Raw genomic sequence first — 19,467 nt, 5'->3', positions numbered from 1 at the left:
ACCAAAATAGGAGGATATATATGTCATTACGAGAAAAATTATCTGAATTAAGACAAGATGCGCTTGTAAGAATTAATGAAGCAAAAGCAGAAAGATCATTACAAGACGTGAAAGTAAATTATTTAGGTAAAAAAGGCGTTATTACAGGTCTTATGAAAGAAATGAAAGAATTACCTAAAGAAGAAAGACCAGAATTCGGTCAACTTGTGAACGAAGTACGTAAAGCTGTAGAGAAAGAAATCGAATCTAAACAAGTACTTTTAGAAGAGGAAGCATTAAACCAACAATTAGAGAATGAAACAATCGATGTAACGTTACCTGGTAGAAAAGTAAGTTTAGGTGCGAAACATCCACTAACTAAAATCAATGAAGATTTAGAAGATTTATTTATTGGTTTAGGTTATGAAATTGTTGAAGGTTATGAAGTAGAGTCTGACTATTATAACTTTGAAGCACTTAATTTACCAAAGTCTCATCCAGCACGTGATATGCAAGATACTTTTTATATTTCAGAAGAAATCTTAATGCGTACTCATACATCTCCTGTACAAGCGAGAACTTTAGAAAAACGTAATGGTGTTGGACCCGTTAAGATCATCTGTCCAGGTAAAGTTTACCGCAGAGACTCTGATGATGCGACGCACAGTCATCAATTTACGCAAATTGAAGGTTTAGTCGTAGCTGAAAATATCAAGATGAGTGACTTAAAAGGAACATTAGAATTATTAGCACGTAAATTATTTGGTAAAGATCGTGAAATTAGATTAAGACCAAGTTTCTTCCCATTCACTGAACCATCAGTTGAAGTAGATGTGTCATGTTTCAAATGTAAAGGTAAAGGATGTAACGTTTGTAAACAAACAGGTTGGATAGAAGTTCTTGGTTCAGGAATGGTACATCCAAATGTATTAGAAATGGCAGGCTTTGATTCAAATAAATATTCTGGATTTGCTTTTGGTTTAGGACCGGATAGAATGGCAATGTTGAAATATGGAATTGAAGATATTAGACATTTCTATACAAATGACGTGAGATTTTTAGAACAATTTAAGCCTGTAGAAGATGGTGGTGAAGCATAATGTTAGTAAGTAAAGAGTGGTTAAGTGAATATATAAATATAGATGCTAATACTGAAGATTTAGCTGAGAAAATTACAAGAAGCGGTATTGAAGTTGATAGTGTTACACATTATGGAGACGATATTAAAAAATTAGTCGTTGGACATGTGCTTTCTAAAGAGAAACATCCAGAAGCAGATAAACTGAATATTTGTAAAGTGGATGTTGGTGAAGAAGAACCCGTACAAATCGTTTGTGGTGCACCAAATGTTGATAAAGATCAATATGTCATCGTTGTAAGAGTAGGTGGTCGTTTACCTGGTGGCGTTAAAATTAAAAGAGCTAAATTACGCGGTGAAGTATCAGAAGGTATGATTTGTTCATTACAAGAAATAGGTATTGATCCAAATGTTATGCCTAAAAAATATGCAGATGGCATTTACGTCTTCTCAAACGAACCAACGCCTGGTAGTGATGCACTAGAAGCATTATTATTAAATGACGATGTATTAGACTTTGATTTGACACCAAATAGAGCAGACTGTTTAAGTATGCTAGGTGCTGCACATGAAGTGAGTGCATTATATGGCAATGACATACAATACCCAAATACTTCTTTAGATGAATCTGAAGAGAAAGCTAGTCAATCATTATCAGTGACTGTTCAAGATCAAGAAGGTGTTCCATTCTATGCAGCTAGAGTTGTTAAAAATGTAACAATTGAACCATCTCCATCATGGATGCAGTCTAGATTAATGAAAGCTGGCATCCGTCCAATTAACAACGTGGTAGATGTTTCGAATTACGTACTTTTAGAGTATGGTCAACCGTTACACATGTTTGATCAAGACCAAATTGGTTCAGATCAAATTGTTGCACGTTACGCACATGAAAATGAAAAAATCATGACATTAGATAATATTGAGAGAGAACTACTTACTTCAGACCTTGTTATTACAAATGGTGAAGAACCAATTGCAATCGCTGGTGTAATGGGTGGCGATTTCTCAGAAGTTACAGAAAACACTCAAAATGTCGTAATCGAAAGTGCATTATTTAATGCTACAAATGTTAGACAAACATCAAGACGATTAGGCTTAAGAAGTGAAGCTTCAAGCAGATTCGAAAAAGGTATTGCGAGTGAAAGAATACTTGATGCTTTAGATAGAGCAGCAAAATTATTACAAGATATTGCTGGTGGATCTGTGTTAAGTGAAGTTGTATCAGACGGTAATTTACCAGAATTGTCTCGTACGATAGACATTACAACACAAGATGTTAACCAATTAATCGGTTTCGATCTTTCTACAGATGAAATTAATACAATATTTAATCGTTTAGGATTTGAAACGATTGTTTCTGGAGATGCCTTTAAAGTAGAAGTGCCATCAAGAAGAAATGATATTTCAATTAAAGCGGACTTAATCGAAGAGGTTGCGCGTATTTATGGATACGACCAATTACCTTCAACATTACCAAACTTTGATAATGCAACTGCTGGCTATTTAACAGATAACCAATTGAAGACACGAAAAGTTAAAGAAATTCTTGAAGGTGCTGGTTTAGATCAAGCGATTACGTATTCATTAGTTCGTAAAGATGTCGCTCAAAACTATACTTTAGAACAACAAGAAGTTGTAGAGCTTATGATGCCTATGAGTGAAGATCAAGCCGTATTACGTCAAAGTTTATTACCTAGATTAGTTGACGCTACACGATATAACGTTGCCCGTAAGAATAAAAACGTTGCATTATATGAACTTGGTAAAGTGTTCTATAGTAACGGAAAAGATCAATTACCAACAGAAGTTGAATTTTTAAGTGGTATTTTAACAGGACAATATACAGGTAATAAATGGCAACAAAAAGATGAACCTGTTGATTTCTTCTTAGTGAAAGGTATAGTAGAACGTATTGCAGAACAATTAAACTTAACGTTCACTTATGAAGCGACGACATTAGACTTATTACATCCAGGTAGAACAGCGTACGTTAAATTAAATGATGAAGTTGTTGGTTTAATAGCAGAATTACATCCGAAAGTTGAAAAAGAAAATGACTTAGACCGCACTTATGTGTTTGAGTTAAACTTTACAAAAATCTTAGGACAACCTGTTGGCAAAATTGAATACGAAGCTATTCCGAAATTCCCAGGAGTTTCAAGAGATATTGCACTTGTCGTTAACACAGAAGTTACGGCAGCTACACTTATTCATACAATCAATGAAAATGGTGCAGATATATTAAATAACGCAGAAGTATTTGACGTTTATGAAGGCGAACATATGGAACCAGGCAAGAAATCGGTCGCAATTCGCTTAGATTATTTAGACGTTAATGAAACATTGACAGAAGATAAAGTTTCAGCAGTACACGAGCAAATCTTAACAGCATTAGAACAAAATGGTGCGACATTAAGAGGATAAGATATATAAATAAAAAACACAGCAATCTGAAGGTTCATATCAGGTTGCTGTGTTTTTATATTATTTTTTTCGTTTGTTTGTAGAATTTGTAAGTTGTTTACCGATAAACCAAATTAAATAGCAAATAATGATTAGGGCAAGTATGACTTGCCAACTGAAAGTGATAAGTAACATATTAATTTCTCCTTTTTCGATTAATAAGGTCTAATACTTTATCTCTATTTTTAAAATGTGTTTTCGTTATGTTATCTAACTGCTGCATGTCATATTTTTGGACGATTTTTGCTGCTTCTAGATCTACTTTATTACTTGCGCCTTTAGGAATAATGACATTTAAAGATTTTGCTAATTGATCCATGTGTTTAACAAAAGCATATCTTGCGATAATACTTGCTGCAGCAATTGCGATAGATTTTGATTCACCTTTTGTTTCAAAGTGTGTAATGTCTTTTCGTGGCATTTGACCAATGATGTATCGTTCATAAGTGCTTGCTTGCACAAACTGGTCAATCACAATTTGTTCTAATTCTTGTTCGTCGATTCGTGAGATGACATTTTTAATCGCTTGATTGTGAAGGACTGCTTTCATTTTAACTTGACTCCAACCTTCTGCTTGCTTTGTATTGTAATTGGGATTATCAAGTACAATTAGAGAATGAGGGCATATTTGTATAATTTGTTCAGCTAGTTCTACAATTTTAGGGTCTGTTAAAGACTTGGAGTCCATCACACCAATTTCTTTTAAAATTTTAGCGTTTTGTTTAGATACGTAAGCCGCGCATACTGTGAGTGGGCCGAAATAATCGCCACTGCCTGCTTCATCACTACCAATTGTATTATGTATATCAAATTCATATTTTTTTGTAGCTGGTGTTGCTTTAGATGGTGATGACGTTATGTTTTGATTAAGTACTTCACTTGCTACTTGTTCTGCATCTTTACCTTGAAACATTATTTTTTTTGAACGGTATATTTGGACTTGTGTACTTTTTATTTTCTTGCGGGCTAAAGTGCCAGTTGGTAAGTTCTTTGTTTCCATATTATATTGTTTTATAAGTTGATTGATTGTATTGGAGTCAATTGTTTTTACGATGTTTGCCACTTTTAAGTCCTGCCTTTTTAATTTTTTCTATAAATAGAGTAGCATAAATTTATGATATAAACGAATTTTCTCAAATCAAGTTGGTGGATATTCATACACAAATGAACTTATGTCATGTATAATATAGTATGATTACATATATAGAAATCCATTTATAATTTGAACAGGGGTAGTATAATGAGTGAAAATAAAAATAGAGTTACAGTGGTTATAAATGATCAACATTATACAATTATTGGTGAAGACGATCCATCACATATTCGATATGTAGCTGGTAGAGTGGATGAAAAGTTGCAAGCGCTCGGGCAATTAAATGCAGGCTTGGATACAACGCGTAAATCTGTTCTTACAGCTGTTAATGTTATGCATGAATATGTTAAATTAGAAGAAGAAAATGAAAAGTTAAGAGAAGAAATCAAACAATTAAAAAATAAAGGACATTTAGAATGATAACATTACTTATATTTTTATGTTTAATTATAGGTGTCATCATTGGATATAGACGTAGTTTAGTATTACAATCATTACATTCTATCGGCACGATCAGTTCATTGGTGATTGCCAGCATTTGTTACGCACCATTTAGCAAGCAATTGCATTTAATATTACCTTATCCGAGTGCGTCTACAGAAGGTAAGAATGCAATATTTAACAGTATTAATAATGAGAATGCATTTTATAATATTATGGCGATTCTCATTTTATTTGTTTTTACTAAAATAATTTTACAAATTGTAGCAACAGTATTTGATTTTTATCATCAAATGGAATTTGGCGGTAAATATGCAAGGTATTATGGTATCGTACTTGGATTTATAGAAGGATATTTAGTTGTAATTATCATACTAGCAGCAGTTGCGGTAATCCCCGTAGCACCTTTTATAGATGCATTACAACAGTCTTCTATTGGAAATGCAGTATTAACAAAGACACCATTCTTATCTGATCAATTAGTAAAATGGCTTTCAAATTAAATGAATTCATATTGAAAAAAGTCATGGGAGAACCTATGACTTTTTTTACGGAGGAATAGACATGTTAACAAAAAAAGATATCGTAAAAATGTTAGAAACAATTGCAATATACATGGAAATTAAAGGTGAGAATCCATTTAAAGTATCAGCATACAGAAAAGCAAGTCAATCATTGGAAACAGATGAAAGAACGTTAAACGAAATTGAAGATGTGACATCATTAAAAGGCATTGGTAAAGGTGTAGGCGATGTCATAAATGAATATATAGATAATGGGACACAAAGTTATTTAGATGAGTTAAAACAAGAAATTCCAGAAGGACTTATTCCATTATTAAAAATACCTGGATTAGGTAGTAAAAAAATTGCGAAATTATATAAAGAATTGGATATAAAAAATAAAGAAGATTTAATCAAAGCGTGTGAAAATAATCAAGTGTCTGAATTACCAGGCTTTGCGAAAAAGACTGAACAAAAACTTCTTGAAGAAGCGAAAGTGTTAGGGCAACGACCTGAAAAATATCCAATCAATACTATGATTAAAGCACATGAAGTGATTAATCAATTTTTAGATAATATTGAAGGTATTATTCAATATCAAGTTGCAGGTAGTTTCAGAAGAATGAAAGAAATGAGCAAAGACTTAGATTATATTATTTCGACTGAAGAACCTACAAAAGTACAACAAGCACTACTTGAGTTTCCAGATATTAAAGAACAAATTGCTGTTGGCCAAACGAAAGTTTCTTTAGATTTACAAATTGAAGATGATGTTATTGGTGTTGATTTTAGACTGATTCAACCAGAAGCTTTCTATCATACATTGCAACATTTTACAGGTTCTAAAGACCATAATATAAAAATTAGACAACTTGCTAAACAAAAAAATGAAAAAGTAAGTGAATATGGTATAGAAGAAGCAAATGGTAACATCATTACTTATCAAAGTGAAAAGGAAATTTATGATCATTTTAACGTGCCATATATACCACCAACAATGCGTGAGGATGGTACAGAATTTGATAAAGATATTCAAGATATCATACAGTTAGAAGATATTAATGGTGATATTCATATGCATACAACTTATAGTGATGGTGCGTTTAAACTTGAAGAAATGATTGAAGCGGCAATTGAACGTCAATATCAATTTATTTGTATTACAGACCATTCTAGAAGTTTAGCAGTAGCAAATGGATTATCTATTGAACGTTTATTGGAACAAAACGAAAAAATTAAAAAACTAAATGAATCATATAAAGAAATTGATATTTATAGTGGTACAGAAATGGATATTAAACCAGATGGTAGTTTAGATTATCCAGATGACGTATTGAAAGAATTAGATTATGTGATTGCAGCAATCCACCAAAGTTTCAATCAATCTGAAGAAGAGATTATGAATAGACTTAGAACTGCATGTGAAAATCAATATGTCAGACATATAGCACATCCGACAGGTAGAATTATTGGCAGAAGAGAAGGATATCGTCCTAATATTGATGAACTTATTAAAATGGCAAGAGATACTAATACAGTATTAGAACTGAATGCTAATCCACAACGATTAGATTTAAACGCTGACGTATTAAAAAATAATCCTGACCTAATGATTACAATCAATACAGATGCCCATCATATTGATCATTTTGATTTCATGAAATATGGTGTTGGAACGGCTCAAAAAGGTTGGGTGAAAAAATCACAAGTTATTAATGCTAAATCACGTGAAGCATTTAAAAAATGGATCCAATCAACAAAATAAAGTATTAAAAGAAGAGGGAAGATAATATGAATGAGAAAACATTAAAAGTTCTTGAATATCCCTTAATTATTCAACAATTGTCTACTCATGCGACAAGTGATATTGCTGAACGCCTTATTAACGAACTTAAACCAAGTGATGAACTTGAAACAGTTCAGCAAAGTATAAATGAAACAGACGAAATGACTCAAATTTATAATAAACATAGAGTACCTGGGTATTCAGGGCTAAAAGATATTAAATCCTATGTAAGACGTGCAGAAATTGGCAGTTTGTTAAACGTTGAAGAATTAAACCAAATTAAACGTAATATTCAAGTTCAAAATAGATTCAAAACATTTTACGCTAGTATCGTTGATGAAGATGAAGCAATCCTTTATCCAAATATCGATGGCTATGTTGCGCAATTGCCAGTATTAAGTGACTTGCTGAATCAAATAAGTGAACAGTGTGATGAGCACGATTTGTTTGATACGGCAAGTCCGAAATTAGCTGAATTGAGACATCAAATTAAAAAAACGAACGATCGTATTAAATCAAGATTAGAACAAATGGTTAGATCTTCAGCTAATCAGAAGAAATTATCGGACTCTATTGTAACGGTTAGAAATGATAGACATGTACTTCCGGTTAAAGCAGAATATCGTCAAGATTTTAATGGTATCGTGCATGATCAATCTGCATCTGGCCAAACATTATATATTGAACCAAGTGCAATTGTTGAAATGCATAATCAAATCGCTCAAGTTAAAGCTAAAGAGAAAGAAGAAAAAGATAGATTGTTATATATTCTGACAGAACAAGTTAGCGAAGTAGGACATGAATTACTTTCAAGCACAGAAGTTATGGGGCATTTAGACTTTGTGACAGCAAAAGCTAAATTTGGTGCAACTATTAAAGCTACTAAACCAATCATATCTGAAGATAGAGCAATATATTTACCTAAAGCAAGACATCCATTAATTAATCAATCAGAAGTTGTCAGCAATACGATTGAATTTAAAGAAGACATTAATGCTGTTATTATTACAGGTCCTAATACTGGTGGTAAGACCGTTACCTTAAAAACAGTTGGTTTAATCACGTTAATGGCACAATCTGGTTTGTTAATTCCGACATTAGATGGCGCCATTATAACGATATTTAAGAAAGTATTTTGTGACATTGGTGACGAACAATCTATTGAACAATCGTTATCGACTTTTTCATCACATATGAAAAATATCGTCAACATTATTGATCAAGCGGATAAAGACTCATTAATTTTATTTGATGAATTAGGAGCAGGAACTGATCCGAGTGAAGGTGCAGCATTAGCAATGAGTATTTTAGATTATACGATTGAAAGAGATGCTTTAATCATGGCAACAACACATTATCCTGAACTTAAAGCATATAGCTATAATCGAGAGAAAGTGATGAATGCAAGTGTTGAATTTGACGTTGAAACATTAAGACCAACTTATAAATTATTAATGGGTATACCAGGACGCTCAAACGCATTTGAAATCTCTAAAAAATTAGGGCTAAAAAATGAACTCATCAATCATGCAAAATCACTGATTGGTCAAGATGAAAAAGAAATCAATGTCATGATAGAATCACTTGAGAAAAATGCTAAATCTGTTGAAAATGATCGTATTGAAGTTGAAAAATTAAAACAAGAATCTATAGACTTGCATCAATCATTAACGCAAGAATTACAACGCTTTGAAAACTTCAAAACACAATTGATGGATGAAGCGAGAAATAAAGCCAATCAAGAAGTTAAACAGAAGACTGAAGAAGCGGAAACAATCCTTCAAGAACTAAGAGAAATGAGAGATAATTCAGCTGCAAATGTAAAAGAGCATGAATTGATTGAGCGAAAGAAACGACTTGATAATCAATATACATCGCAATCTCTGAAACAAAATGTTAAGAAAGAACGTCACGATAAGATTGAAAAAGGTGATGACGTTAAAGTATTATCATACGGTCAAAAAGGTGAAGTTATCGATGTGATCAGCGACGAAGAAGTTGTTGTACAGATGGGTATACTAAAAATGAAAATAGAAGTAAAAGATTTAGAAAAACTAGATAAAAAGAAACAACAACCAAGTAAAGTTGTTCCTAGAACGAATCGATCTACAATAAAAATGGATTTAGATTTACGAGGTTATCGATATGAAGATGCTATGTTAGAATTAGACCAATATATCGATCAAGCAGTACTTTCTAATTACGGTACAGTGAACATTATTCATGGTAAAGGTACAGGTGCATTACAAAAAGGTGTAGCTGACCATCTTAAAAAACATCGTTCTGTAGAATCATATCGTACAGGTATGCCTTCAGAAGGTGGATTTGGTGTTACTGTTGTAACATTGAAATAAGGAGGAAACATATTGGATAATTTTGATATGTATAAACTAGCTAAAGTATTACTCGTTATTTCTGCTTTAACATTTATAGCAGGTATTGCATACTTAATATTTTTATAAGGAGGAATTTTCTTGATAAATACAAATGTCGAAAACCACGTTCTTTATATACAATTAAATCATGGTCCGGTAAATGCTTTAAATGAGGCAGTATTAAATAGCATTATTGAAGCAATTGAAACAGAAGGATTCAATGAAGATGTGAAAGTCATCGTTATAAAAGGTAATGAAAAATGTTTCTCTGCAGGTGCAGATATTAAATCATTCCCAGAACTAACTAAACATGAAAGATTAGATTTAGCTTCTACAAGTGCTAAATTATTTAGATTGATTAAGACATGTCATAAGCCAGTTATCAGTTCAATTCATGGTGTTTGTTTAGGCGGTGGATTTGAACTTGCTTTAGCATGTGATATGAGATTAATCACGAAAGATACAAAAGTAGGATTACCTGAAATTAACTTAGGTATATTCCCAGGCTTTGGTGGTGTCAGACGATTATCTGCTATGGTAGGTCAACATAAAGCATTACAAGCTGCGTTAACTGGTGAGAATATCAATTTAGAAGAAGTGAAACATTTATTTAATGTAATAGTTGAAGATAAAGAAGCATTAGAACAAGCTACTGAAAAATTAGCTACTACAATCGCTTCTAAATCTTTAGACTCTATTAAAGTCATCAAGCAAATGTCTAATTTAGATTTATCATTAGAAAGTGATCAAATTGAAGAAAGACATTTCGTTGATATTATTGAAAGCGACAATGCAAAAGAAGGTATTGATGCATTTATAAACAAAAGAAAACCTGAATTTAAGTGATTGCTAATATAGTTCATATCAAGTACAATACACTTTGAGCAAACAACATGCATTGCAAAATAAAGCGTGCTATACTCTCATTATCATAAGTTAACAAGGAGGATTTTTCCAATGGCATTATTAAAAGCAACAGATGCAAATTTCGATGAACAAATCAAAGAAGGCGTTAGTTTAGTGGACTTCTGGGCACCATGGTGTGGACCTTGTAAAATGATCGCGCCAGTATTAGAAGATTTAGCTAAAGACGTTGAAGGTAAAGCTAACATCGTTAAATTAGACGTAGATGAAAACCAAGCAACAGCAGCTAAATACGAAGTTATGAGTATCCCAACTTTAATCGTATTTAAAGATGGAGAAGCTGTAGATAAAGTAGTAGGTTTCCAACCTAAAGAACAACTAGAACAAGTATTATCTAAACATTATTAATCGTTATAACCTATGATTAATCCAAACTGTCTACAAAGCATATGACTTTGTAGGCAGTTTTTGTGTGATGATAGATATTTATATAGAACGTATGTTTTGGTCAATGCAAATTTTATTGATATAATGAATTTAAAAAGGTAGGTGATAAAGGTGGAAGACTACCAAAAGAAAATTAAGCAAAAACTTGAAGTTTTACCAACAGAACCTGGATGTTACATCATGAAAGATAGACAACAAACGGTTATATATGTTGGTAAAGCTAAACGATTAAGAAACAGAGTTCGCAGCTATTTCACAGGTGCACATGATGAAAAGACAACTCGACTCGTGGGTGAGATTAGAGATTTTGAATTTATCGTAACTTCAAGTGAAATAGAATCTTTATTACTTGAACTTAACTTAATTAAAAAACATCAACCACGTTATAATATATTATTAAAAGATGACAAAAGTTATCCATTTATAAAAATTACAAAAGAAAAACACCCTAGACTTATTGTGACGAGAACTGTAAAAAAAGATTCGGGTAAATACTTCGGACCATATCCTAATGCTTATGCCGCACATGAAACGAAGAAATTACTAGATAGAATTTATCCATTGAGAAAATGTGTCACAATGCCAAATAAAGTATGCCTTTATTATCATATTGGCCAATGTTTAGGACCTTGCGTTTATCCAGTCGAACAAAGCGAGTATCAAACGATGATTAAAGAAATTACTGATTTTTTAAATGGTGATGACAAAACAATCGTCAATGACTTAAACGAGAAGATGAATCAAGCGAGTGAAGCTTTGAAGTTTGAAGAAGCGAAAGAATACCGTGACTTAATACAACATATTGAAATGTTAAATTATAAACAGAATATGATGTCAGCAGACATGACAATGAGGGATATATTTGGTTATTCTGTTGATAAAGGGTGGATGTGTATTCAAGTATTCTTTATTAGACAAGGTAAATTAATTGAAAGACAAGCATCTATGATACCTATTATTCAAACTGCTGAAGAAGAATTCTATACATTTATTGGACAATTCTATTCTTTAAATCAACATTTAACGCCTAAGGAAATTCATATTCCGAAAAATTTAGACATTAAAACAGTTGAGTCAGTCGTTGATTCAAAAGTGGTTCAGCCTAAAAGAGGTCAGAAAAAAGAAATGGTGGATCTTGCGATAAAAAATGCGAGCATTTCACTTAAAAATAAATTTGAATTAATTGCGAAAGATGAATCTAGAACGATCAAAGCTATCGAGAACTTAGGAGAGGCAATGGGTATTCAAACACCGATTAGAATCGAAGCATTTGATAATTCTAATATTCAAGGTGTAGATCCAGTGTCTGTTATGATAGCTTTTGTAGATGGTAAGCCAAGTAAAAAGGACTATCGTAAATATAAAATTAAATCCGTAAAAGGTCCAGATGATTACAAGTCGATGCAAGAAGCGGTACGAAGAAGATATACAAGAGTATTAAAAGAAGGATTGCCAATTCCTGATTTAATTATTGTCGATGGTGGTAAAGGACATATGTCTTCAGTGAGAGATGTATTAGAAAATGAACTAGGACTTGATATACCAATTGCAGGTCTAAGTAAAAATGACAAACACCAAACTTCAGAATTATTGTACGGATCACAAGCAGAAATTATACCACTAAAGAAAAATTCTCAAGAATTTTATTTACTTCAACGCATTCAAGATGAAGTGCACCGATTTGCAATTAGTTTCCATAGATCAACACGACAAAAAACATCACTTAAGTCAGCTTTAGATGAAATAGAAGGTATTGGACCAAAACGTAAACAAACATTATTAAAACATTTTGGCTCTATTAAAAAAATGAGAGAATCGAATTTAGAGGATTTTGTTAAAATTGGTGTTCCGAAAAAGGTTGCTCAAAACTTAGTAGATAAGCTTAGTAAATAAATGGTAAAATTACAACAAAAAATCTATATATTTGGGTATGAGAATAATTCTCATGCCCAAATTCATACTTAATGATGTTACAATATACATGTAAATGCTCATCGAATTTTTTTTGGGATGTATGTAATCGTTTTCAGATTATTATATTCTTAATATAACGATAGAGCCATAGATTAAAGTTAGGGGGGACTTCTTTTGGCGTCAAGCGAAAAACAGTTTATTTTACGTCGTATTCATTCATTATTAGGTGTAATTCCTATAGGAATATTCTTAATTCAGCATTTGGTTATTAACCATTTTGCAACGATAAGTCCAGAAGCTTTTAATAAAGCATCAGATTTTATGTGGAATTTACCATTTAAAATTGTATTAGAAGTTGTAGTTATTTATATTCCTATACTATTCCACGCTATTTATGGATTATACATAGCGTTTACAGCTAAAGAAAACGTAGGAAGGCATTCACTATTTAGAAACTGGATGTTCTTATTACAACGTTTAACTGGTATCATATCATTTATTTTCATAGCTGTTCATGTTTACCAAACGCGTATTCAAGCTGCATTAGGACATCACGTTGACTTTGATATGGTTTCAGATATTTTATCTAATCCAATTTCTGTAACGCTATATGTTATTGGTGTATTAAGTGTTATATTCCATTTCTCAAATGGTTTATGGTCATTCTTCATTACTTGGGGAATTACACAATCACCAAAATCACAACGTTTTATGACTTATGTAACTTTATTTGTATTTATCGTAATTAGTATTATTGGCTTAAGAGCTATTTTTGCATTCGTATAGGATTTATACTTTTTAGGGGAGTGACAATTTTTATGGCAAACAACAAAATCATTGTTGTCGGTGGTGGTTTAGCAGGACTAATGGCAACTATTAAAGCTGCTGAACAAGGTGCGCATGTTGATTTATTCTCATTAGTACCTGTTAAACGTTCACACTCTGTTTGTGCTCAAGGTGGTATTAACGGAGCTGTCAATACTAAAGGTGAAGGCGACTCTGTTGACATTCACTTTGATGACACAGTGTATGGTGGAGATTTCCTCGCTAACCAAACACCTGTAAAAAATATGACTGCAGCAGCACCAAGTATCATACATTTATTAGACAGAATGGGTGTAATGTTTAACCGTACACCAGAAGGACTTTTAGATTTCCGTCGATTTGGTGGTACTTTGCATCATAGAACTGCATATGCAGGTGCAACAACTGGACAACAATTACTATATGCATTAGACGAACAAGTTAGAAGTTATGAAGTTAAAGGTTTAGTTACAAAATATGAAGGTTGGGAATTTTTAGGTATTGTTAAAGATGAGGAAGATGCTGCACGTGGTATCATCGCTCAAAACTTAACAGACTCTAAAATCGAATCATTTGGATCAGATGCTGTAATTATGGCAACTGGTGGACCAGGTATCATATTTGGTAAATCTACTAACTCAATGATTAATACAGGTTCAGCAGCTTCTGTTGTTTATCAACAAGGTGCTAAATATGCAAATGGTGAGTTTATTCAAATTCATCCAACTGCAATTCCTGGTGATGATAAATTAAGATTAATGAGTGAATCAGCTCGTGGTGAAGGTGGACGTATTTGGACGTATAAAGACGGTAAACCTTGGTATTTCTTAGAAGAAAAATATCCTGATTACGGTAACTTAGTACCTCGTGATATTGCGACTCGTGAAATATTCGATGTTTGTGTGAACCAAAAACTTGGTATTAACGGTGAAAACATGGTATACCTTGATTTATCACACAAGGATGCACATGAGTTAGATGTTAAGCTTGGTGGTATAATAGAAATATATGAAAAATTCACTGGTGATGACCCTCGTAAAGTCCCAATGAAAATTTTCCCAGCAGTTCATTATTCAATGGGCGGTATCTGGGTAGACTTTGATCAAATGACAAATATTAAAGGTTTATTCGCTGCTGGTGAATGTGACTACTCACAACATGGTGGTAATAGATTAGGTGCAAACTCTTTATTATCTGCTATTTATGGTGGTATGGTTGCAGGACCAAATGCAGTTAAATATGCTAATAATATTGAAAAATCATATACAGAATTAGATGAAGAAATTTTCCAAAAACGTATAAATGAAGAACAAGAAAAATTCGATCATTTATTACAACTTAAAGGTACAGAAAATGCTTATAAGTTACACAAAGAATTAGGAGAAATTATGACAGCCAATGTTACAGTTGTTCGTCATAATGATAAACTTCTAGAAACAGATAAGAAAATTGTTGAGTTGATGGAAAGATATCAAAATATTGATATGGAAGATACATCTACTTGGAGTAACCAAGCTGTATTCTTTACGCGTCAATTATGGAATATGTTAGTGTTAGCAAGAGTTATTACGATTGGTGCATATAATCGTAACGAATCACGTGGTGCACATTACAAACCAGAATTCCCAGACCGTAATGATGAAGAGTGGTTAAAAACAACGATTGCTCAATTTAGAGGACCTAAAGAAGCACCAGAATTTTCATATGAAGAAGTGGATATTAGTCACATTAAACCTCGTAAACGTGATTACTCTAAGAAATCTGAAGGAGGTAAATAATTATGGCAGACACTCAAACAGTTGAAAACAATGCACAAGGTCAAAACCAAGAAAACAAAACGATTTCAATCATTATCAAACGTCAAGAAAATGATAAATCTCAACCTTATGAAGAAAAATTTGAGATTCCTTATAGACCAAATATGAACGTTATTGCAGCTTTAATGGAAATTCAAAGAAATCCGATTAAGTCAAATGGTGAAAAGACGACACCAGTAACTTGGGATATGAACTGTCTTGAAGAAGTTTGTGGTGCATGTTCTATGGTTATTAACGGTAAAGCGCGTCAATCATGTTCAGCTATTATTGATCAATTGGAACAACCAATTAAACTTGAACCAATGAAGACATTCCCAGTTATTCGTGATTTACAAGTTGACCGTTCTCGTATGTTCGATAACTTGAAAAAAGTTAAAGCATGGGTACCAATTGACGGTACGTATGACTTAGGACCAGGACCACGTATGCCTGAGAAGAAACGTCAAACAGCATATGAACTTTCTAAATGTATGACATGTGGTGTATGTTTAGAAGTTTGTCCGAACGTAAACGTGAATAATAATTTCATGGGTGCTCAAGTAATTTCTCAAGTTCGTTTATTCAACTTGCATCCAACTGGAAGCATGACTAAAGATGAACGTATTAAAGCACTTATGTCTGATGGTGGTATACAAGAGTGTGGTAGTTCTCAAAACTGTGTAAATGCTTGTCCAAAAGGTATTCCTTTAACAACATCAATCGCAGCAATGAACAGAGAAGCTACTTTCCAAATGTTTAAATCATTCTTCGGTTCAGATCACGAAGTAAACTAATAAAGATATGAGAGGCTGGGACATAATATTATGTCTTGGCCTCTTATTTTTTTATTTATATAACATAAAGACCAATTCATTAACTGCAAATAAGCGTATGTGTTATTATTATTAATATAAGTTTGATGAGAAAAGAGGTACAAACAACTATGGAAGAAATTACAAAACAGATTGAATATTCGTTAAGACATATAGTAGAAAGAACGAAATTAAAATCAAGAGGGCAGTTAAAGATTTATGATATAACACCGCCTCAATTTATTGCTTTACAATGGCTCAATGAGCATGATCAAATTACAATTGGTGAGTTATCTAAACGTTTATTTTTAGCATATTCTACAACAACAGATATAGTAGATAAACTTGAGAAAAAAGAACTCGTTCAAAGAATTCAATCTGAGAAAGATAAAAGAGTATTCCACGTCAAGTTATTAGAAAAAGGCACGGCACTTATTGACGAAGTTGTTCAAGCGAGACAAATTTATACTGAAGATCTTCTATCTATTATGGAAGATGAAGATAAAATAAAGTTTAATGAAGCGTTAGAAATTATGTTGAAAAGAATGCGAAGTGAAGATGAATGAATAAACCAATTGGCGTAATCGACTCAGGAATTGGTGGTTTAACAGTTGCTAAAGAAATCATGCGACAATTGCCAAATGAGACGATATTTTATTTAGGTGATATAGGAAGGTGTCCTTATGGCCCGAGAACAAGAGAAGAAGTTAAATCATTTACCATTCAATTAGCTAACTTTTTAGTTGAAAAAGATATTAAAATGCTAGTCATCGCATGTAACACAGCTACTGCGGTTGCTTTGAAACCTTTACAAGAAATGTTATCAATACCCGTGATTGGAGTTATTGATCCAGGTTCAAGAACAGCAATTATGACAACTAAAAATAATCGTGTACTTGTTCTTGGTACTGAAGGGACAATTAAATCTGAAGCATATAGACGAAGTATCAAATCTATTAATCCTCAAGTAGAAGTTAAAGGCGTCGCTTGTCCAGGATTCGTTCCTTTAGTTGAACAAATGAGATATAAAGATCCGACGATTACGAGTATTGTTATCCATCAAACGCTTAAACAGTGGCGATATGATGACTCAGATACAGTAATTTTAGGATGTACACATTATCCACTACTATATGATGCGATTCATCAGTATTTTGATGATGGCAAGACAATTATATCTTCAGGTTTAGAAACAGCAAGAGAAGTAAGTGCATTATTGACTTTTAGTAATGAGCATTCATATTATACACCAAATCCGAAACATCAATTTTTTGCAAATGGTGATGTTGAACATATTACGAGAACGATAAAAGAGTGGCTACATATAGAAGATGCTCATGTTGAACGAATAACATTGTAAGGAGAGATAAATATGAAAGATATTATTATTGCATCAAATAACCAAGGAAAGATAAACGACTTTAAAACAATTTTTCCAAAAGCAAATGTTATAGGTATTTCTGAAATTGCACCTGATTTTGATGTAGAAGAAACAGGTACAACATTTGAAGAGAATGCAATTTTGAAAGCAGAAGCGGCCTCAAAACAATTAAATAAAATCGTTATTGCTGATGATAGCGGATTATCTGTAAAAGCTTTAAATGGTGAACCTGGTATTTATTCAGCAAGATATGCAGGCGCACAAAAAAATGATCAAGATAATATAGAAAAATTATTAACAAACTTAAAGGGTATAGAAGATAGGGCAGCAGAATTTGTTTGTGCCATTGCTGTAAGTGAGCCTGGTAAAGAAACTGTTACATATGTAGGTAAAGCACCTGGTGAAATTATAGACGAACCACGAGGGGAAAATGGATTTGGCTATGACCCAATTTTCTTTGTACCATCACAAGACAGAACGATGGCAGAATTAACTGCTGCAGAAAAAAGTGCAATCAGTCACCGTGGTAATGCAATTAAATTAATGAATGAAGACATAGGGGAGCGATTCCAATGAAATGGGTAATTGTTAGCGATAATCATGGCGAACAAGGCATACTTCATGAAATATATGAAAAAAATAAAGACGCAGATTTATTTTTACATTTAGGTGATTCTGAATTTGACTATAACGATACAGAACTAAGTTTGTATCAAAGAGTTAAAGGAAATTGTGATTTCGATCCACAATTTCCAATAGAAGAACAAGGTGAAATAGAAGGTATTGGTTATTTCTATACACATGGTCATAGATATGATATTAAAGCATCTAGAGAAGTATTAAGTGCCCATGCTAAAAATAACCATGCTAAATTTGCATTTTATGGACATAGTCATATAGCTTTATGTGAGTCAATAGATGGCGTTTATTGTATCAATCCAGGAAGCATCTCTCAAACAAGAGGACAGTGGGAAGAAACATATGCCATCATCGAATTCGACGAAGCATTAAATAATGCAACTTTAACATATTTAAATAGAAATAATGAAGAAATAGAAAAATTATCATTAGCACTTTAAATATATATTTTGCAAAACAAAAATGGCAAATAGATTTTATTTATTGAGATATTCTTACGAATATCTCAATTTTATTAAAAATTTAGAATAAACTTTCAATTAAACAAAAATTGTTTTATAATTATGAATGTCGTTAATTTTATGTAAAAACTAATAAGTTATTATACGTAGGAGGGGTAGAAATGGGCAGAACACACGTTACATCAGTTATCAATGATGATGAGTTTTGTATAAATAAAAACGAATATAACGACTTACATAAGAACGAAAACATATATGTATTAACAGCAAATGGACTAGTACATGCGAGTGTTATAGAAATATTTGAAGATAAATCTTTGTGTAAAGCCGAAAAAGCCAATACAGTTAAAGTTAATGACATTGTTATCACCGAATAAAAGTAAAATAAAATAACTAAACGTGTAATAATACTTCGAAAGCGATTTAATAAACCTTTTTCTTTTTAAAAAGTATTGATAAATCAGTATCTATTCGATATAATTATTCTTGTGTTGAAAATGTCCTGGTAGCTCAGCTGGATAGAGCAACGGCCTTCTAAGCCGTCGGTCGGGGGTTCGAATCCCTCCCAGGACGTAAATTACCAATATCCCGTTGTATCTCGTTACTTGTAACGTAGATATGACGGGAT

18 protein-coding genes and 1 tRNA gene are annotated in these 19,467 nt (G+C 32.5%); 18 read left to right on the top strand and 1 reads right to left on the bottom strand.

Features of this window, described 5'->3' with window-relative positions:
• Positions 1-20: 20 nt before the first annotated feature.
• Positions 21-1,079, top strand: a complete 1,059-nt coding sequence (gene pheS / locus LQ617_RS03640) for a phenylalanine--tRNA ligase subunit alpha (protein WP_048542297.1) — start codon at positions 21-23, stop codon at positions 1,077-1,079.
• Positions 1,079-3,484, top strand: a complete 2,406-nt coding sequence (gene pheT, locus LQ617_RS03635; RefSeq protein WP_239739577.1) for a phenylalanine--tRNA ligase subunit beta — start codon at positions 1,079-1,081, stop codon at positions 3,482-3,484. Before pheS ends, pheT begins: the two co-directional genes overlap by 1 nt.
• A 175-nt stretch (positions 3,485-3,659) precedes the next feature.
• Here pheT and rnhC read toward each other — a convergent pair whose 3' ends face one another.
• Complete coding sequence (rnhC, locus tag LQ617_RS03630; protein ID WP_204255152.1) at positions 3,660-4,586, bottom strand: ribonuclease HIII; 927 nt, start codon at positions 4,584-4,586, stop codon at positions 3,660-3,662.
• Between the two features lie 177 nt (positions 4,587-4,763).
• Here rnhC and zapA point away from each other — a divergent pair, with 177 nt between their 5' ends.
• The 16 genes from zapA to LQ617_RS03550 all read left to right on the top strand — a co-directional run bounded on the left by zapA (position 4,764) and on the right by LQ617_RS03550 (position 19,412).
• A complete protein-coding gene (gene zapA, locus LQ617_RS03625; RefSeq protein WP_025904633.1) occupies positions 4,764-5,036 on the top strand; it encodes a cell division protein ZapA in 273 nt (90 codons plus the stop codon).
• Positions 5,033-5,560 (top strand): CvpA family protein, encoded by a 528-nt coding sequence (locus LQ617_RS03620; protein WP_239739575.1) that lies wholly within the window; start codon positions 5,033-5,035, stop codon positions 5,558-5,560. The genes zapA and LQ617_RS03620 overlap by 4 nt, the downstream gene beginning before the upstream one ends.
• Before the next feature lie 61 nt (positions 5,561-5,621).
• Complete coding sequence (gene polX, locus LQ617_RS03615) at positions 5,622-7,325, top strand: DNA polymerase/3'-5' exonuclease PolX (protein ID WP_206167173.1); 1,704 nt, start codon at positions 5,622-5,624, stop codon at positions 7,323-7,325.
• 26 nt (positions 7,326-7,351) lie between these two features.
• Positions 7,352-9,700, top strand: a complete 2,349-nt coding sequence (locus LQ617_RS03610) for an endonuclease MutS2 (protein WP_239739574.1) — start codon at positions 7,352-7,354, stop codon at positions 9,698-9,700.
• Between the two features lie 120 nt (positions 9,701-9,820).
• Complete coding sequence (locus LQ617_RS03605) at positions 9,821-10,567, top strand: enoyl-CoA hydratase-related protein (RefSeq protein WP_037587496.1); 747 nt, start codon at positions 9,821-9,823, stop codon at positions 10,565-10,567.
• 111 nt (positions 10,568-10,678) lie between these two features.
• Positions 10,679-10,993 carry a thioredoxin gene (gene trxA, locus LQ617_RS03600; protein ID WP_025904628.1) on the top strand — a complete coding sequence of 105 codons (315 nt, stop codon included), beginning with the start codon at positions 10,679-10,681 and terminating at the stop codon, positions 10,991-10,993.
• Positions 10,994-11,143: 150 nt separating this feature from the next.
• A complete protein-coding gene (gene uvrC / locus LQ617_RS03595; protein ID WP_204188689.1) occupies positions 11,144-12,925 on the top strand; it encodes an excinuclease ABC subunit UvrC in 1,782 nt (593 codons plus the stop codon).
• A gap of 195 nt (positions 12,926-13,120) precedes the next feature.
• Positions 13,121-13,732, top strand: a complete 612-nt coding sequence (locus LQ617_RS03590) for a succinate dehydrogenase cytochrome b558 subunit (protein ID WP_025904626.1) — start codon at positions 13,121-13,123, stop codon at positions 13,730-13,732.
• A 32-nt stretch (positions 13,733-13,764) separates the two neighbouring features.
• Positions 13,765-15,528, top strand: a complete 1,764-nt coding sequence (gene sdhA, locus LQ617_RS03585; protein WP_037587500.1) for a succinate dehydrogenase flavoprotein subunit — start codon at positions 13,765-13,767, stop codon at positions 15,526-15,528.
• A gap of 2 nt (positions 15,529-15,530) precedes the next feature.
• Positions 15,531-16,340, top strand: coding sequence for a succinate dehydrogenase iron-sulfur subunit (sdhB, locus tag LQ617_RS03580; RefSeq protein WP_239739572.1), 810 nt, complete (start codon positions 15,531-15,533; stop codon positions 16,338-16,340).
• Between the two features lie 149 nt (positions 16,341-16,489).
• A complete protein-coding gene (locus LQ617_RS03575; RefSeq protein ID WP_126476930.1) occupies positions 16,490-16,924 on the top strand; it encodes a MarR family winged helix-turn-helix transcriptional regulator in 435 nt (144 codons plus the stop codon).
• On the top strand, positions 16,921-17,718 hold the full coding sequence (gene racE / locus LQ617_RS03570) for a glutamate racemase (protein ID WP_025904622.1): 798 nt from the start codon (positions 16,921-16,923) through the stop codon (positions 17,716-17,718). The genes LQ617_RS03575 and racE overlap by 4 nt, the downstream gene beginning before the upstream one ends.
• A 12-nt stretch (positions 17,719-17,730) precedes the next feature.
• Positions 17,731-18,315: an XTP/dITP diphosphatase gene (locus LQ617_RS03565; protein ID WP_107576978.1), complete on the top strand. Its 585-nt coding sequence runs from the start codon at positions 17,731-17,733 to the stop codon at positions 18,313-18,315.
• The gene (locus tag LQ617_RS03560) at positions 18,312-18,818 is read left to right on the top strand and encodes a metallophosphoesterase family protein (RefSeq protein WP_037587506.1); all 507 of its coding nucleotides are present in this window, start codon (positions 18,312-18,314) and stop codon (positions 18,816-18,818) included. The genes LQ617_RS03565 and LQ617_RS03560 overlap by 4 nt, the downstream gene beginning before the upstream one ends.
• Positions 18,819-19,000: 182 nt before the next feature.
• Positions 19,001-19,216 carry a hypothetical protein gene (locus tag LQ617_RS03555; protein ID WP_037587508.1) on the top strand — a complete coding sequence of 72 codons (216 nt, stop codon included), beginning with the start codon at positions 19,001-19,003 and terminating at the stop codon, positions 19,214-19,216.
• Between the two features lie 122 nt (positions 19,217-19,338).
• Positions 19,339-19,412: transfer RNA gene (locus LQ617_RS03550), tRNA-Arg, on the top strand.
• Positions 19,413-19,467: the final 55 nt, after the last annotated feature.

Source organism: Mammaliicoccus sp. P-M59 (assembly GCF_022386135.1).
Lineage (GTDB): Bacteria > Bacillota > Bacilli > Staphylococcales > Staphylococcaceae > Mammaliicoccus > Mammaliicoccus sciuri_A.
The sequence above is the reverse complement of the archived record's forward strand: the minus strand, read 5'-3'. Positions and strand labels throughout refer to the sequence as shown.

Bases quoted from the DNA above. Each gene is read 5' to 3' on its own strand.
- pheS (WP_048542297.1), top strand. From the start codon at position 21: ATGTCATTACGAGAAAAATTATCTGAATTAAGACAAGATGCGCTTGTA.
- pheT (WP_239739577.1), top strand. From the start codon at position 1,079: ATGTTAGTAAGTAAAGAGTGGTTAAGTGAATATATAAATATAGATGCT.
- zapA (WP_025904633.1), top strand. From the start codon at position 4,764: ATGAGTGAAAATAAAAATAGAGTTACAGTGGTTATAAATGATCAACAT.
- LQ617_RS03620 (WP_239739575.1), top strand. From the start codon at position 5,033: ATGATAACATTACTTATATTTTTATGTTTAATTATAGGTGTCATCATT.
- polX (WP_206167173.1), top strand. From the start codon at position 5,622: ATGTTAACAAAAAAAGATATCGTAAAAATGTTAGAAACAATTGCAATA.
- LQ617_RS03610 (WP_239739574.1), top strand. From the start codon at position 7,352: ATGAATGAGAAAACATTAAAAGTTCTTGAATATCCCTTAATTATTCAA.
- trxA (WP_025904628.1), top strand. From the start codon at position 10,679: ATGGCATTATTAAAAGCAACAGATGCAAATTTCGATGAACAAATCAAA.
- sdhA (WP_037587500.1), top strand. From the start codon at position 13,765: ATGGCAAACAACAAAATCATTGTTGTCGGTGGTGGTTTAGCAGGACTA.
- sdhB (WP_239739572.1), top strand. From the start codon at position 15,531: ATGGCAGACACTCAAACAGTTGAAAACAATGCACAAGGTCAAAACCAA.
- LQ617_RS03575 (WP_126476930.1), top strand. From the start codon at position 16,490: ATGGAAGAAATTACAAAACAGATTGAATATTCGTTAAGACATATAGTA.
- racE (WP_025904622.1), top strand. From the start codon at position 16,921: ATGAATAAACCAATTGGCGTAATCGACTCAGGAATTGGTGGTTTAACA.
- LQ617_RS03565 (WP_107576978.1), top strand. From the start codon at position 17,731: ATGAAAGATATTATTATTGCATCAAATAACCAAGGAAAGATAAACGAC.
- LQ617_RS03560 (WP_037587506.1), top strand. From the start codon at position 18,312: ATGAAATGGGTAATTGTTAGCGATAATCATGGCGAACAAGGCATACTT.
- LQ617_RS03555 (WP_037587508.1), top strand. From the start codon at position 19,001: ATGGGCAGAACACACGTTACATCAGTTATCAATGATGATGAGTTTTGT.